Here is a 13,534-nt window from a genome sequence, read left to right on the forward strand (position 1 = left end):
TGTCAGGTGGCCGTCACCCGGTACACCGCCAGGCTGCCGCGCCAGTTGACGCCCCAGTTCACGGTCACGCCTTCGTGCATCACCACGCGGTCCAGCACGCGCAGGCCCACCTTGGGCGCCAGTTCCTCGAAATCGCGGATCGTCAGCACGCGCACGTTCGGCGTGTTGTACCACTGGTACGGCAGGGCCTCCGACACCGGCATGCGGCCCTGGAACACCGACAGCCGGTGCGGCCAGTAGCCGAAGTTCGGGAACGACACGATGCACTCGCGGCCCACGCGCAGCGTGTCGCGCAGCACCTGCGCCGTGTTGTGGATGGTCTGCAGGGTCTGCGACAGGATCACCGTGTCGAAGCTCTTGTCCTCGAACAGCGCCAGGCCGCCCTCCAGGTTCTGCTGGATCACGTTGACGCCCTTCTGGGCGCAGGCCAGCACCTCTTCGTCACGGATCTCGATGCCGTAGGCTTTCACGTCCAGCTCGTCCTGCAGCACGCGCAGCAGGCTGCCATCGCCGCAGCCGGCGTCGAGCACGGTGGAGTTCGGCTCCACCCAGCGGGCAATCGCGCGAAAGTCGGGACGCAGCGCGAGGATATTGGGATTGGCGGCGTTCATGCACCGATCTCCTCGGCAATGCGTTCGTAGTAGGCGCGCATCAGGTTGTGATAGCGCGGATCTTCCAGCAGGAAGGCGTCGTGGCCATGCGGCGCGTCGATCTCGGCGTACGACACCTGCCGCTTGTTGTCGAGCAGCGCCTTGACGATCTCGCGGCTGCGGTTCGGCGCGAAACGCCAGTCCGTGCTGAAGCTGACCACCAGGAACTTCGAGTGCGTCTGGGCCATGGTCTTGGTCAGGTCGCCCTGGAAGGCCAGCGCCGGGTCGAAATAGTCCAGCGCGCGCGTGATCAGCAGGTAGGTGTTCGCGTCGAAGTACTCGGCGAACTTGTCGCCCTGGTAGCGCAGGTAGCTTTCCACCTGGAATTCGACGTCGAACGAGAACTGGATGTCCTCGGCCTTCAGCGTCCGGCCGAATTTCTCGGCCATGTCCTCGTCGGACAGGTACGTGATATGGCCGATCATGCGCGCCACGCGCAGCCCGCGCTTGGGCTTCACGTTGTGCGCGTAGTAGTTGCCGCCGTGGAAATCGGGGTCGGACAGGATGGCGCTGCGCGCCACCTCGTTGAACGCGATGTTCTGCGCCGACAGCTTCGGCGTGGAGGCCACCACGATGCAGTGGCGCAGGCGGTCCGGGTACATCAGGCTCCAGGCCAGCGCCTGCATGCCCCCCAGGCTGCCGCCCATCACCGCCGCGAACTGATCGATGCCGAAGTGGTCGGCCACGCGCGCCTGCGCGTTGACCCAGTCCTCGACCGTCACCACCGGGAACAGCGCGCCGTAGGGGGCGCCGGTGGCCGGGTTGGCGCTCATCGGCCCCGTCGAGCCGAAGCACGACCCGAGGTTGTTCACGCCGATGACGAAGAAGCGGTTGGTATCGAGCGGCTTGCCGGGGCCCACCATGTTGTCCCACCAGCCGATATCGCGCGGGTTGTCGGCGGCGATGCCGGCCACGTGGTGCGAGGCGTTCAGGGCGTGGCACACCAGCACGGCATTGCTGCGCGAGGCGTTGAGCGTGCCGTAGGTCTCGACCATCAGGTCATAGCCGGCGATCTGGCTGCCGTTGCGCAGCTTCAGCGGTTCGGCGAAATGCAGGCGCTGGGGCGCGACGACGCCGACGGAATCGGTCGGCACATCGAGCACACCAGCGGGAGGAGCGACATCGGTCATGGAGCAGGCCCGCGTCAAGTCAGCAGGCGAAAAAAAACCCGACCGGCCAATGCGTAGGGTTCGCAGCCAAGTCGGGCTTTTCGCGGGATTCCGCGTGTCGGTGCTGGAGCGTGGATGATCCATCCGCGAGGCACCGACCCAACCTCTTTAGCCGCATTTATATTGGCAACCGGAGCATTTTCCCCGGGTGCCGCGCGCCCGCAAGCCAGTCATCAAATCGGCGCGACCCGCACATTATAGTGCAAAGCGCCGGCAGCACGCATGACCGCTTGCCGGCGCGGGGCATTTACCCCAGCAGCACGCGCAGCTGCGCGTCGATGTTATCGCTCGGCAGCTTGCGGAACCCGCTGCGCGCGTAGCGGTGCCAGTGGCCCTGCACCGTGGCGGTAATCAGCGCCACGCGCCCCGGAATATCGGCGTCGGCCGGAAACGCGGCCTGCGTGACCGCCACCTTCAGGCACTGGCGCAGCGATGCCTCGATGCGGTCCACCATCTGGTTGATGCGTTCCTGCAGGCGCTCGTGCTCGCCCACCAGAGCCTCGCCGGTCAGCACGCGCGTCATGCCCGGGTTCTTTTCGGCAAACGTCAGCAGCATGCGCACGATGGCCTGCACCTGGCGCAGGCCGTGTTCTTCCTGCGTGGTGATCTGGTTGATCAGGCCGAACACCGTCTGCTCGATAAAGCCGATCAGGCCTTCGAACATCTGCGCCTTGCTGGCGAAATGGCGATACAGGGCGGCCTCGGACACCGACAGCCTGGCAGCCAGTGCGGCCGTCGTGATCTTTTCCCCGCGCGGGTGCTCGAGCATGCCGGCCAGCGTCTGCAGGATCTGGATGCGGCGTTCGCCCGGGCGTGGTCGCTTGCGCGCCGGGGTCTCCGGCTCGATAGCCGATGGGGCGACTGGCATGAGAGCCTCTGCCTCGCGAGCGATGGTTTGCGTCATGACCCGATTCTCCGCTTTTGTCGTAGGAGTTGATGCATCAATTGTACTTTTATGTCCACATATCCCGGGCGATTCACCACGCGGGCACGCATTCTGGGGGCGTGATCGGCCTGCATCTGTGGCGCCGTTGCCGCAGTCCGGGCACTTGACTCGCCGTCCAGGCCGGCCGACGGGTCCTGGCTCTCGGCCGCGACCAGCGTCACCGAACGCTCCTGGGCCGTGTGGCCCACATGCTGGCGATCCTCGGCCGACAGCATCGAGCGCGTGGCGGCATCGCGTGCGGCGCCAGCCTGGGCCGGCACCCCATGGGGCCGCGACGGCGCCAGCGTGCGCAGGAAGCCGGTGACCCACGCCGTGCGGATGCCCATGGCCGCATAGTGCTTCAGGTGCGACACGGTGTCCTCCACCAGCACCACGCGGCGCGGCGCCACGCCAATCTGCGTCAGCAGCCGGCGCAGCATGCGCCGGTCGGGCTTGGGCCGCAGATGGCCATGCACCCACATGTCCTCGATCGCCACCACGCGCTCGAAGCAGCGGTCGATCCCGGCCACCGCCATCACCGCCATCGCGTAGTCGCGCGGCGCGTTGGTCACCAGGATCTTGCGGCCCGGCAACCGGCGCAGCGCGGCCACCAGCCCGCGGCGCACGCGCACCATGTCCGCCAGTTCGGGGAAGTCATGCGCGGCACGCAGGAAATCCGCCGGGTCCACCTGGTGATGGCGGATCATGCCGAGCAGGGTGGCGCCGTAACGCTGCCAGTAGTCCACGCGCACGCGGCTGGCCGTGGCCTCGTCGCTGCCCAGTACCCTTGCCACGTAAGCGGTCATCAGCCGGTTGATGGCCGGAAAGATCGCATGCGAGGCATCGTGCAGCGTGTTGTCGAGGTCGAACAGCCACACCGTATCGCCGGAGGCATTTCCTGCCGGGTCGCGCAGCAGATGCCGGCGCGGACGGTGGACGGAAGCCTGTCCGGACGTAAGACGGCGTGCGCGATCCCTGCCGCGACGCTGGGTGGGCTGACGGATAAACACGCCTGGATTGTGAACCTGAATGGAGAGGAAGACCGGGAACCCGCACCGGGCGGGCTCCCTGACGGACGCGCTCAGTGCGAGCGGATCATCGTGCCGAAGGCCTGTTCGGTCAGGATTTCCAGCAGCAGCGAATGTTCGATGCGGCCGTCGATGATGTGGACCGAATGCACGCCGCTCTTGGCGGCATCCAGCGCCGACGAGATCTTCGGCAGCATGCCGCCCGAAATCGTGCCGTCGGCGAACAGTTCCTCGATCTCGCGCGCCGACAGGTCGGTCAGCAGGTTGCCCTTCTTGTCCATCACGCCCGGGATGTTCGTCATCATGACGAGCTTCTCGGCCTTCAGGATCTCGGCCATCTTGCCAGCCACCACGTCGGCGTTGATGTTGTACGCCTGGCCATCGTCGGAAAAGCCGATCGGCGAGATCACCGGGATGAACGCGTCGTCCTGCAGCGCCTTGACCACGGCCGGGTTGATCGCCTCGATATCGCCAACGTAGCCGATATCGATGAAGGTGCCCGGGTTCTCGCGGTCGGGCATCTGCAGGCGCTTGGCGCGGATCAGGCCGCCGTCCTTGCCGGTCAGGCCCACGGCCTGGCCACCGTACTGGTTGATCAGCATGACGATGTCCTGCTGGACTTCGCCGCCGAGCACCCATTCCACCACTTCCATGGTTTCCTCGTCGGTGACGCGCATGCCCTGGATGAACGTGCCGACCTTGCCGACCTTCTTCAGCGCCTCGTCGATCTGCGGACCGCCGCCGTGCACCACCACCGGGTTCATGCCCACGAGCTTCAGCAGGATCACGTCGCGCGCAAAGCCGTGCTTGAGCTTTTCCTCGGTCATCGCATTGCCGCCGTACTTGACCACAATGGTCTTGCCGTGGAACTTGCGGATGTAGGGGAGCGCCTCGGCAAGGATTTCGGCCTTGAGAGAGGGGGCGATGGCCGCTACCGACGTGGTGGCAGGCCCAGGATTGTCAGCGTTCATGGCTTCGGACATTCCGTGTGATCTGGAGCAGGTATCATGACGAACCGTCCGCCTGACAAGGCGGTACGGGGCGGGCCGGCATTGCGGGCAGGCGCCGATTCTACAAGAAACCGGCGGCGGCATTGCAATCGCGGCAATGCAACAAGGATACAACGCCATGACCGACCCCTCGACGATACAGACCGGCCGGCTGCGCCCCGTGGAACATTGCAGCGCCTGCGGGGCGGCCTTCGTCTGCGGGTATGCGGCGGGGCTGCCGGAATGCTGGTGCGCCAGCCTGCCGCTGCTGCCGGCGCGCCAGATCGTGCCGGGCCGGCATTGCCTGTGTCCCGACTGCCTGAAACGTCGTCAGGCCGAGACACCGCCCGCTTCATCATGAAAATTTTCGCTCCTGCGTTCGGCGAATGACAAAACGGACGCGGTCCGGTTTAACATTCGCGACATGAATAGCCTACGCGGAATCGATCTCAACCTGCTGGTGGTGCTGGAAGCATTGCTGGCCGAACGCCATATCTCGCGCGCCGCGCTGCGGCTGCAGCTGAGCCAGCCGGCCGTGAGCCATTCGCTGGCGCGGCTGCGGCAGTTGCTGGACGACCCGCTGCTGGTGCGAGGCCAGGGCGGACTGGTGTTGACGCCGCGCGCCCACGAGCTGACCGGCCCGCTGGCCGAGGCGCTGGCGCAGGTGCGCATCCTGCTGGGGCCGGGCGGCTTCCAGCCGGCCACGGCCCGGCGCACGTTCCGCCTGGCGATGTCCGACTATGGCGCCCTGGTGGTGTTGCCCCGCCTGCTGCGCGCCCTGCGCCGGGCGGCGCCCAATATCGACCTGGTGGTAACGCAGTCCAGCCGCGAGACCATGACCGCGCAGATCGCCGACGGCGAGCTGGACGTGGCGCTGGCCGCGTTCTCGTTCGAGCCCGAGGGCGTGCGTACGGCGGTGCTGTTCGATGACGATTTCGCCTGCGCGGTGGATGCAGCCACGGTGCGCGACACCGGCCGGCTCGACCACGTGGCCTACCTGGCGCGCTCGCATGTGCTGGTGACGGCCGCCACCGAGCGCGGCGAGGCCATCGACGCCGCCGTGACGCGGCTGGGCGGCCGGCGCAAGATTGCCTGCGCGGTGCCGCACTGGAGCGTGGCCCCGGGGCTGATCGTCGGCACCAACATGGTCCTGACCACGGCCCGGCGCAGCCTGGAAGCCCTGGCCGACCCGCGCCTGGCCATCTTCGAGGCGCCGTTTACGATCCCGGGCTTCAGCTACAGCATGATCTGGCCCGAAAAGGCCGAGGCCGATCCCGGCCATACCTGGCTGCGCGAACGCGTGCGCGAGGCCGCCACGTCAGCCGACGCGGACGCCGAAGCCGCCGCCATCAGCCTGCGCGGCTGACCCGGCGGGCCAGACCCGGCGCCGCCGGCCCGGGCCGGTCAGTGCTTGGGGTCCCGGTCAGTGCTTGTGGTCCATGTGGCCGGCGTGGCCACCCGACTGGGCCGACGCGGTCACGTCGCGCACCTCGGCCTTGACGGTCTGTTCCGTCACCTTGCCGTTCTGCTCGATCTTCAGCGTGATGGGCACCGTGTCGCCGGCCTTGAGCTGCTGCTTCAGGCCCATCAGCATCACGTGGTAGCCACCCGGCTTGAGTTGCACGTCCTGCATCTTCGGCAGGTCAAGCGCCTGGATCTGGCGCATCCGCATCACGTTGTTGTCCATCTTCATTTCGTGCAGCTCGGCGGTGGCCACCGGCGTCGACACGCCCACCAGCTTTGCCGCGTCGTGCGCGTGCAGCGTCATGAACGCGCCGGAAGCGGTCTGGGCTGGCACCGTGCCGCGCACCCAGGCGTCGCTGACGTCGACCTGCGCCATGGCGTGGGCGCTGGCCAGCAGGCCGGCCAGGCCAAGGGTGACGATGGAAGCGGCACGCGCCGCACGGATTTTGGCTTGCATGGGAAACATCTCCACGATTCGGATCGAAGACGACGATATTGGGGGCGACCATTAGACCATGGCTGGGCGGACCCTGCCGTCGCCCGGTCCGCCGCCCGGTAACCCGACAGTCTGGCAGCCCCGCCCACGGCCCAGAATGCGGCACGGTGTCGCATGACGGGCAACCCGCCGCAGCATTGCTACACTCGCGCCATGCACGCCTCGATCGACCTGTCCCCCACGCCGCTGCCGGCCATCTTCGGCATGCCGGCGCAACGCCATAGCCTGGTCAGCCTGCGCCGCCTGTGCTGGCTGCGCTGGGCCCTGCTGGCCGGCCAGGCCATGCTGCTGGTGTCGTGCGAATCGGTGGCCGGCATCATGCTACCGTACAAGCCGCTGCTGTTCCTGTTCACGGTCCAGGCCGCGTTCAACCTGTATTCGGTGGCGCGGCTGCGCTGGCACGCCACACGCGGCTCCATGCCCGGCGACGGCGAGCTGATGGTGCAGATGATGGTGGACCTGACCGCGCTGTCGGCCATCCTGTTCTATACGGGGGGCGCCACCAACCCGTTCGTGTCGTTCTACCTGCCCGGGCTGGCCATCGCGGCGGCCATCCTGCCGTGGCGGCTGGTGGTGGTGCTGGCGGTCTACGCGCTGTCCTGCTATTCGCTGCTGCTGCTCGAATACCTGCCGCTGCACCTGCACAACCCCGACAACGCGGTGAACTATCACCTGGCCGGGATGTGGCTGAACTTCGTGGCCAGTGCCGTGATGATCGCGTTCTTCGTGGCGCGGCTGTCGAACGTGCTGCGCCAGCGCGACGCCCAGCTCAACCATGCGCGCGAACTGCTGCTGCGCGAGGCGCGCGTCGAGGCGCTCAACGACCAGGCCGCCGCCGTGGCGCATGAAATCGGCACGCCGCTGGCCACGCTGGCCGTGATCGCCGGCGAATTGCGCGCCGATGCCGAGGATGCCGGGCGCGGCGCTACCGCCGTGGCCGGCTACCTGCCCGATTTGCGCACGATGGAGCAGCAGCTCGAACTGTGCCGATCGATCCTGGCGCGGCTGCGCGAGGACCACGAGACGCTGGCCCCGCAGCGCATCGACGCCTGGATCGCTTCGTTTGTGGAACGCTGGCAGTTGCGCCATCCGCAGGCCAGCCTGCAGGCCGACGTGCTGCCCGATGCCGCGGCGCAGGCCGTGGATACCGCGCGCGTGAGCCAGATCCTGACCATCGTGCTGGACAACGCCGCGCGCAGCCAGTACGGCGAGGGCGGCGGCGCCCGTCAGGCCCCGCCGCTGGCGCTGACCGTATCGGTGGACGACGACGCGCTGGTCTGGCGCGTGACCGACCACGGCAGCGGCATTGCGCCCGCGCTGCGCGCGCAGCTGGGCGAAGCGCCGGTGGCCAGCAGTCACGGCGGCCAGGGCATCGGCCTGTATCTGGCGCAAAGCGCCGCCCGCCAGCTTGGGGGCGGGCTGGCATGGCTCGACAACCCCGCGGGCGGCACGGTGACAGAGCTGCGCCTGCCGCTGGCCGGCGCGGCCGCAAACCCGCTCTCCCTGCAATCCGATTTCCAACCGTAATGACCGACGCACCTGCCGACGCACTGGCCGCCGTACCTGCACCCGACGCCACGCCCTTCCTCGTGATCGATGACGACGAGGTGTTTTCCGGCACGCTGGCCCGTGCGCTGACGCGCCGCGGCTATGCCGTGCAGGTGGCGCACAACGGCGGCAGCGCGCTGGCCCTGGCCGCGAAAACGCCGTTCGCCTATGTCACGCTGGATCTGCATCTGGGTCCGCCGCCGGAGGCCAGCGGCACCGCGCCGGCCGAATCGGGGCTGCATCTGGTGGCGCCGCTGCGCCAGGCGCTGCCCGACGCACGCATCCTGGTGCTGACGGGCTACGCGAGCATTGCCACGGCCGTGGCTGCGGTCAAACAGGGGGCCGACGAATACCTGGCCAAGCCGGCCAACGTCGATTCGATCCTGACCGCGCTGATGGCGGGCGTGTCGGAAGAGGCGGCCGAGGCCGCGCTGGAAGAACCGGTGCCGCTGTCGGTGGCCCGGCTCGAATGGGAGCACATCCAGCGGGTGCTGACCGAGCATGGCGGCAATATCTCCGCCACGGCGCGGGCGCTGAACATGCATCGACGCACGCTGCAGCGCAAGCTGGGCAAGCGGCCGGTATCGCGCTGATTCCGGCTGGACTGACTTCCCGGCCTGGCGCGCGGTGTTACAGGCGCAGTTGCACGTAGTCCCAGCCCAGGTCGTCGTCCGACGCATCGGCCATGCGCACGGCATCGCTGGCGTGGCGGTCGGCCAGCGTCACCAGCGCGCCCGAGGCCATGGCCGTGGCGGCCACGACCGCACTGCGCTCGGTCTGGTCCGCGGCCCTGGCCACGTTGGCAGCCGGCACCGCCGCCGCATGGGCGTTGGTCATCACGCCGGGGCGGATGCAGAGAAATACGGTGGCGGCGGTAATGGCCGCCACGACGCCCGTGGCGGCCATGGCCACCCGGCGCTTGCGCACGCGGTTGCGCTTGAAGAAGGTTGTACGCATGGCTGACTCCCTTTTAGGTGTTTGCGCAGGATGCGGTGGCTCCCGCATCGGTCCCATCGACCAGGACGGTGACAGACAAGGTGCGCAAGGGTCGCATTTTCTTCAGGATCGGCGCCAGTGTGCTTACCAATGCTTACGCGGGTTACGGGTGCGGCAACGGGCGGGCCTCCTGTGAAACACCGCTGACTTGAAAACCCGCGAGCGCCAGCCGCGCGCTGCGGCACCACGTCGCACGCCGGCGCCCGGTGCGCAAAGTTAGACTGATGCACTTTGTCACATTCTCGGACGACTCCCGCTCCATGACCCCGCGCCTCCTCGCTGCCGCCCTGCCCTCCGCCCTGCCCACCGCCCTGTCCCTGGCCCTGCTTGTCGCCGCGCCGCTGGCCTCTGCCCATATCGTCTTCGAACAGAAGCAGGCGCCCGCCGGCAGCTACTTCAAGGGCGTGCTGATGGTGGGCCATGGCTGCAATGGCAGCGCCACGAAGTCGGTCACGGTGACCATCCCCGAGGGCGTGCAGGGCGCGCATCCGCAGCCGAAGCCGGGCTGGCAACTCGACGTCCAGCGCGCGAAGCTGGCCAGGCCCTATGCCTCGCATGGCAAGACGGTCGAGGACGATGTGCGCACCATCCGCTGGTATGGCAACACGCTGGCCGACCAGCATTTCGACGAGTTCCGCCTGCTGATGAAGCTGCCCGAGCAAGGCGGCAAGCTGTACTTCCCGGTGGTGCAGGAGTGCGAGAACGGCAAGTCGGAATGGACGCAGGTTCCGGCCGAAGGCCAGAACCCGCGCGAGCTGAAGTCGCCCGCGCCGGCGCTTGAGGTGATCCCGGTCGATGCCCATGCCGGGCACGCCGGCCACGCGCACTGAGCGGGGCGGCTCGGCCCTGCGCAGGCAAAAAAAGAGCCGGACAGTGCAAACTGTCCGGCTCTTCTGTGTTGCGGCGAAGCCCTGGGCGTTACAGCACGTAGCGCGACAGGTCCTCGTTGCCCGCCAGGTCGCCCAGGCGTTCATCCACATACGCGGCGTCGATCGTCACGGTGTTGCCCGACGACTTCGTGGCATGGAACGACAGGTCTTCGAGCAGACGTTCCATCACCGTGTAGAGGCGGCGCGCGCCAATATTCTCGACCTTCTCGTTGACCGAGAACGCGATCTCGGCCAGGCGGCGGATGCCGTCCGGCGCGAACTGCAGGTCGACCTCCTCGGTCTTCAGCAGCGCCTGGTACTGCTTGGTCAGGCTGGCGTCGGTCTGCGTCAGGATGGCCTCGAAATCCTGCACCGACAGTGATTCCAGTTCCACGCGGATCGGGAAGCGGCCTTGAAGTTCGGGGATCAGGTCGCTCGGCTTGGACAGATGGAACGCGCCCGACGCGATGAACAGGATATGGTCGGTCTTGATCATCCCGTACTTCGTGTTGACGGTGGTGCCTTCCACCAGCGGCAGCAGGTCGCGCTGCACGCCCTGGCGCGACACCTCGCCGCCGCCCACGTCGCTGCGGCTGGCGATCTTGTCGATCTCGTCCAGGAACACGATGCCGTTCTGCTCGACGTTGGCGATGGCCTTGTGCTTGAGCTCTTCCTCGTTCAGCAGCTTGGCGGCCTCTTCGTCGATCAGCAGCCTGAATGCTTCCCTGACCTTCATCTTGCGGCGCGCCTTCTTGCCCTGGCCCAGCCCGGCAAACATCGTGCGGATCTGCTCGGTCATGTCTTCCATGCCCGGCGGCCCCATGATGTCCATGTTCGGCATGCCGGCGGCCACTTCCAGCTCGATGTCCTTGTCGTCGAGTTCGCCCTGGCGCAGCTTCTTGCGGAATACCTGGCGCGTGTTGGAGTCCTTGTCCTCCTGCTGCTGGAAGCCGATGTCGCGCGGCGGCGGCAGCAGCACGTCCAGCAGGCGGTCCTCGGCGGCGTCCTCGGCCTTGGTGCGCACCTTCTTCATTTCCGATTCGCGCGTCTGCTTGACGGCCATTTCGGCCAGGTCGCGCACGATCGTATCGACGTCGCGGCCCACATAGCCCACCTCGGTGAACTTGGTGGCCTCGATCTTGATGAACGGCGCGTCGGCCAGCTTGGCCAGCCGGCGCGCGATCTCGGTCTTGCCCACGCCCGTGGGTCCGATCATCAGGATGTTCTTGGGCGTGATTTCCTGGCGCAGCGGCTCTTCCACCTGCTGGCGGCGCCAGCGGTTGCGCAGCGCCACGGCCACGGCCTTCTTGGCCTTGTTCTGGCCGATGATGTGCTTGTCGAGTTCGGAAACGATTTCCGACGGGGTCATGGTTTGCGACATGGGAATCCGTGGGGGCGCGTCAGTCGATGGTCTCGATGACGAAGTTGGTGTTCGTATAGATGCAGAGTTCGCCGGCGATGGTCAGGGCCTTTTCGACCACGTCCTTCGGCGACAGCTCGGTGTTCTCGACCAGCGCCTTGGCGGCCGATTGCGCATACGCGCCGCCCGAACCGATGGCCGCGATGCCGCCTTCGGGATCGAGCACGTCGCCGTTGCCGGTGATGACCAGCGTGGTGTCGCGGTCCGCCGTGATCAGCATGGCCTCCAGGCGGCGCAGCGCGCGGTCCGAACGCCAGTCCTTGGCCAGGTCCACTGCCGCGCGGGTCAGGTTGCCCTGGTATTTCTCCAGCTTCGCCTCGAAGCGGTCGAGCAGCGAGAAGGCATCGGCCGTGCTGCCGGCAAACCCGACCAGCACCTTGCCGTTATAAATGCGCCGGACCTTGCGGGCCGTTCCCTTCATCACGATATTGCCGAGCGTGACCTGGCCGTCACCGCCCAGTGCGACCTGATTGCCGCGGCGGACGCTGACGATGGTGGTGCCGTGATACTGTTCCATGGTGCCTTTGCGTGAGAGGTGTTCTGCGGCTAGGTGGCGCCACATGACCGTCTTTCAAGAGGCGGCTATGCCGGCGACGATCTTCCAATATAGGAAATCGCCGATCCGGACGTCGGATCGGACCCGACCGGCGCCGGCAGCACATCGCGCCGCGGCAGGTACCCGCAAATGGAAAAAAGGCCACGCATGGCGTGGCCTTTTCGGCACCGGGAGGAATTCCCCGGGGGCAATCGGCTGATCGGTCAGCAGATCAGTCAGCGTACACGCCGGCCTTCTTGATCACCGGCGTCCACTTGTTGATTTCCGACGTCAGGAACGTGCGCAGCGAATCCGGCGTGGCGCGCTGGGCCGGTACGGCCTCGGCGCCCAGTTCCGCCATCTTGGCGCGGAAGGTCGGGTCTTGCACCGACTTCTGCAGCGCGGCGGACAGCTTGTCGATGATCGGCTTCGGCGTGCCCTTCGGCGCGTACATGGCGTGCCAGATCTTCACTTCCACGCCCGGCATGCCTTGTTCGGCGGCGGTCGGGATGTCCTTGAACGCTTCCACGCGGCGCGACTGCATCGCGGCGTACGGCTTCAGCGCGCCCGCCTTCAGCTGGCCGGCGATGTTGGTGGTCTGGTCGCACATCAGGTTGACCTGGCCGCCGAGGATATCGGTCAGCGCCGGGGCGGTACCCTTGTACGGCACGGTGGTCAGTTCTGTCTGGAGCGCGCTCTGGAACAGCAGGCCGCACAGGTGCGAGGCCGAGCCGATGCCGGCGTTGGCCAGCGACAGCTTGCTGGCGTTGGCCTTGATGTACGGCACAAGGTCCTTGAATGTGGCAGGCGGCAGTTGCTTGTTGCCCACCATCACCATCGGCACGTCGGCCACTTCACCGACCATCTCGAAATCCTTCAGCGGATCGAAGCCCAGGTTGCGGTACAGCGCCGGCGCCGTGGACATGCCGATATGGTGGATCAGGATCGTGTAGCCATCGCCCTTGGCCTGCGCCACCTTCTTGGCGCCGATGGTGCCGCCGGCACCGCCCAGGTTTTCGATCACGATGGTCGTGCCCAGATGCTTGGACATGATCATCGTCAGTTCGCGCGCCACCTTGTCGGTCGGGCCGCCCGCGGCAAACGGCACCACCGCCTGCACCGGCTTGCCGCCCGGGTATTCCTGCGCCTGCGCTCCCGTGAAGGCACCCACGCCGGCAACGGCCAGCGCGGCTGCAATATTCAATGCAACTCGTTTCATGACGTCTCTCCTGTTCCCTCTTGGATTCCCCGTTCCAACGCTGTGGGTGCCGCCGGGCTTCGTCGTGGTTCGCGACCCCCGCACGCGTCGATCCATATCGGAAAAACGCGCTGACCATCGGCACGATGTATGGATTCCATGCAGCGTCCAGCCCCGCCGACAGGCGGAGCCGGAGGTGGATGTTAGCAATCGCGAACAAGCACCAGATATAGGGGCTAACCCGCGA

General features: G+C 67.0%; 15 protein-coding genes. 5 read left to right on the forward strand and 10 right to left on the reverse strand.

What is annotated here, in order from left to right; translation table 11 throughout:
- Positions 1–2: 2 nt before the first annotated feature.
- The 5 genes from metW to argB all read right to left on the reverse strand — a co-directional run bounded on the left by metW (position 3) and on the right by argB (position 4,743).
- Positions 3–611 (reverse strand): methionine biosynthesis protein MetW, encoded by a 609-nt coding sequence (gene metW / locus AC3FJ6_RS08570; RefSeq protein WP_488771497.1) that lies wholly within the window; start codon positions 609–611, stop codon positions 3–5.
- Positions 608–1,780: a homoserine O-succinyltransferase MetX gene (gene metX / locus AC3FJ6_RS08575; RefSeq protein WP_488771498.1), complete on the reverse strand. Its 1,173-nt coding sequence runs from the start codon at positions 1,778–1,780 to the stop codon at positions 608–610. The genes metW and metX overlap by 4 nt, the downstream gene beginning before the upstream one ends.
- Positions 1,781–2,066: 286 nt before the next feature.
- A complete protein-coding gene (gene slmA / locus AC3FJ6_RS08580; RefSeq protein ID WP_153949909.1) occupies positions 2,067–2,723 on the reverse strand; it encodes a nucleoid occlusion factor SlmA in 657 nt (218 codons plus the stop codon).
- On the reverse strand, positions 2,720–3,754 hold the full coding sequence (locus tag AC3FJ6_RS08585; protein WP_488771501.1) for a pyrimidine 5'-nucleotidase: 1,035 nt from the start codon (positions 3,752–3,754) through the stop codon (positions 2,720–2,722). The genes slmA and AC3FJ6_RS08585 overlap by 4 nt, the downstream gene beginning before the upstream one ends.
- 71 nt (positions 3,755–3,825) lie before the next feature.
- A complete protein-coding gene (argB, locus tag AC3FJ6_RS08590; RefSeq protein WP_066735077.1) occupies positions 3,826–4,743 on the reverse strand; it encodes an acetylglutamate kinase in 918 nt (305 codons plus the stop codon).
- A gap of 157 nt (positions 4,744–4,900) precedes the next feature.
- On the opposite strand from argB, the gene AC3FJ6_RS08595 reads away from it, so the two are divergent.
- Positions 4,901–5,122 carry a cysteine-rich CWC family protein gene (locus AC3FJ6_RS08595; RefSeq protein ID WP_400392873.1) on the forward strand — a complete coding sequence of 74 codons (222 nt, stop codon included), beginning with the start codon at positions 4,901–4,903 and terminating at the stop codon, positions 5,120–5,122.
- 63 nt (positions 5,123–5,185) lie between these two features.
- The gene (locus AC3FJ6_RS08600) at positions 5,186–6,127 is read left to right on the forward strand and encodes a LysR family transcriptional regulator (RefSeq protein ID WP_153949911.1); all 942 of its coding nucleotides are present in this window, start codon (positions 5,186–5,188) and stop codon (positions 6,125–6,127) included.
- A 57-nt stretch (positions 6,128–6,184) separates the two neighbouring features.
- Here the strand turns inward: AC3FJ6_RS08600 and AC3FJ6_RS08605 are convergent, their stop codons facing one another.
- Positions 6,185–6,682 carry a copper chaperone PCu(A)C gene (locus tag AC3FJ6_RS08605; RefSeq protein WP_488771504.1) on the reverse strand — a complete coding sequence of 166 codons (498 nt, stop codon included), beginning with the start codon at positions 6,680–6,682 and terminating at the stop codon, positions 6,185–6,187.
- A gap of 192 nt (positions 6,683–6,874) precedes the next feature.
- Between AC3FJ6_RS08605 and AC3FJ6_RS08610 the strand changes: the two genes are divergently transcribed.
- Complete coding sequence (locus AC3FJ6_RS08610; RefSeq protein WP_488771506.1) at positions 6,875–8,248, forward strand: ATP-binding protein; 1,374 nt, start codon at positions 6,875–6,877, stop codon at positions 8,246–8,248.
- The gene (locus AC3FJ6_RS08615; RefSeq protein WP_092602904.1) at positions 8,248–8,862 is read left to right on the forward strand and encodes a response regulator transcription factor; all 615 of its coding nucleotides are present in this window, start codon (positions 8,248–8,250) and stop codon (positions 8,860–8,862) included. Before AC3FJ6_RS08610 ends, AC3FJ6_RS08615 begins: the two co-directional genes overlap by 1 nt.
- 37 nt (positions 8,863–8,899) lie before the next feature.
- On the opposite strand, the gene AC3FJ6_RS08620 is transcribed toward AC3FJ6_RS08615, so the two are convergent.
- The gene (locus AC3FJ6_RS08620) at positions 8,900–9,226 is read right to left on the reverse strand and encodes a hypothetical protein (RefSeq protein ID WP_488771508.1); all 327 of its coding nucleotides are present in this window, start codon (positions 9,224–9,226) and stop codon (positions 8,900–8,902) included.
- Between the two features lie 299 nt (positions 9,227–9,525).
- Between AC3FJ6_RS08620 and AC3FJ6_RS08625 the strand changes: the two genes are divergently transcribed.
- Entirely contained in the window at positions 9,526–10,095 is a 570-nt protein-coding gene (locus AC3FJ6_RS08625; RefSeq protein ID WP_488771510.1) for a YcnI family copper-binding membrane protein, read from the forward strand.
- Between the two features lie 88 nt (positions 10,096–10,183).
- On the opposite strand, the gene hslU is transcribed toward AC3FJ6_RS08625, so the two are convergent.
- The 3 genes from hslU to AC3FJ6_RS08640 all read right to left on the reverse strand — a co-directional run bounded on the left by hslU (position 10,184) and on the right by AC3FJ6_RS08640 (position 13,308).
- Positions 10,184–11,515: an ATP-dependent protease ATPase subunit HslU gene (gene hslU / locus AC3FJ6_RS08630; protein WP_153949916.1), complete on the reverse strand. Its 1,332-nt coding sequence runs from the start codon at positions 11,513–11,515 to the stop codon at positions 10,184–10,186.
- Positions 11,516–11,534: 19 nt separating this feature from the next.
- On the reverse strand, positions 11,535–12,071 hold the full coding sequence (hslV, locus tag AC3FJ6_RS08635) for an ATP-dependent protease subunit HslV (protein ID WP_092602898.1): 537 nt from the start codon (positions 12,069–12,071) through the stop codon (positions 11,535–11,537).
- 250 nt (positions 12,072–12,321) lie between these two features.
- Complete coding sequence (locus AC3FJ6_RS08640; RefSeq protein ID WP_488771513.1) at positions 12,322–13,308, reverse strand: tripartite tricarboxylate transporter substrate-binding protein; 987 nt, start codon at positions 13,306–13,308, stop codon at positions 12,322–12,324.
- Between the last annotated feature and the right edge of the window lie 226 nt (positions 13,309–13,534).

The sequence above is a fragment of the Cupriavidus sp. 94F1 genome, assembly GCF_057798875.1.

What these genes read in the sequence shown, in the direction of transcription:
- metW (WP_488771497.1), bottom strand. Translation starts at nt 611, where the DNA reads ATGAACGCCGCCAATCCCAATATCCTCGCGCTGCGTCCCGACTTTCGC.
- metX (WP_488771498.1), bottom strand. Translation starts at nt 1,780, where the DNA reads ATGACCGATGTCGCTCCTCCCGCTGGTGTGCTCGATGTGCCGACCGAT.
- slmA (WP_153949909.1), bottom strand. Translation starts at nt 2,723, where the DNA reads ATGACGCAAACCATCGCTCGCGAGGCAGAGGCTCTCATGCCAGTCGCC.
- argB (WP_066735077.1), bottom strand. Translation starts at nt 4,743, where the DNA reads ATGAACGCTGACAATCCTGGGCCTGCCACCACGTCGGTAGCGGCCATC.
- AC3FJ6_RS08595 (WP_400392873.1), top strand. Translation starts at nt 4,901, where the DNA reads ATGACCGACCCCTCGACGATACAGACCGGCCGGCTGCGCCCCGTGGAA.
- AC3FJ6_RS08600 (WP_153949911.1), top strand. Translation starts at nt 5,186, where the DNA reads ATGAATAGCCTACGCGGAATCGATCTCAACCTGCTGGTGGTGCTGGAA.
- AC3FJ6_RS08605 (WP_488771504.1), bottom strand. Translation starts at nt 6,682, where the DNA reads ATGCAAGCCAAAATCCGTGCGGCGCGTGCCGCTTCCATCGTCACCCTT.
- AC3FJ6_RS08610 (WP_488771506.1), top strand. Translation starts at nt 6,875, where the DNA reads ATGCACGCCTCGATCGACCTGTCCCCCACGCCGCTGCCGGCCATCTTC.
- AC3FJ6_RS08615 (WP_092602904.1), top strand. Translation starts at nt 8,248, where the DNA reads ATGACCGACGCACCTGCCGACGCACTGGCCGCCGTACCTGCACCCGAC.
- AC3FJ6_RS08620 (WP_488771508.1), bottom strand. Translation starts at nt 9,226, where the DNA reads ATGCGTACAACCTTCTTCAAGCGCAACCGCGTGCGCAAGCGCCGGGTG.
- AC3FJ6_RS08625 (WP_488771510.1), top strand. Translation starts at nt 9,526, where the DNA reads ATGACCCCGCGCCTCCTCGCTGCCGCCCTGCCCTCCGCCCTGCCCACC.
- hslU (WP_153949916.1), bottom strand. Translation starts at nt 11,515, where the DNA reads ATGTCGCAAACCATGACCCCGTCGGAAATCGTTTCCGAACTCGACAAG.
- hslV (WP_092602898.1), bottom strand. Translation starts at nt 12,071, where the DNA reads ATGGAACAGTATCACGGCACCACCATCGTCAGCGTCCGCCGCGGCAAT.
- AC3FJ6_RS08640 (WP_488771513.1), bottom strand. Translation starts at nt 13,308, where the DNA reads ATGAAACGAGTTGCATTGAATATTGCAGCCGCGCTGGCCGTTGCCGGC.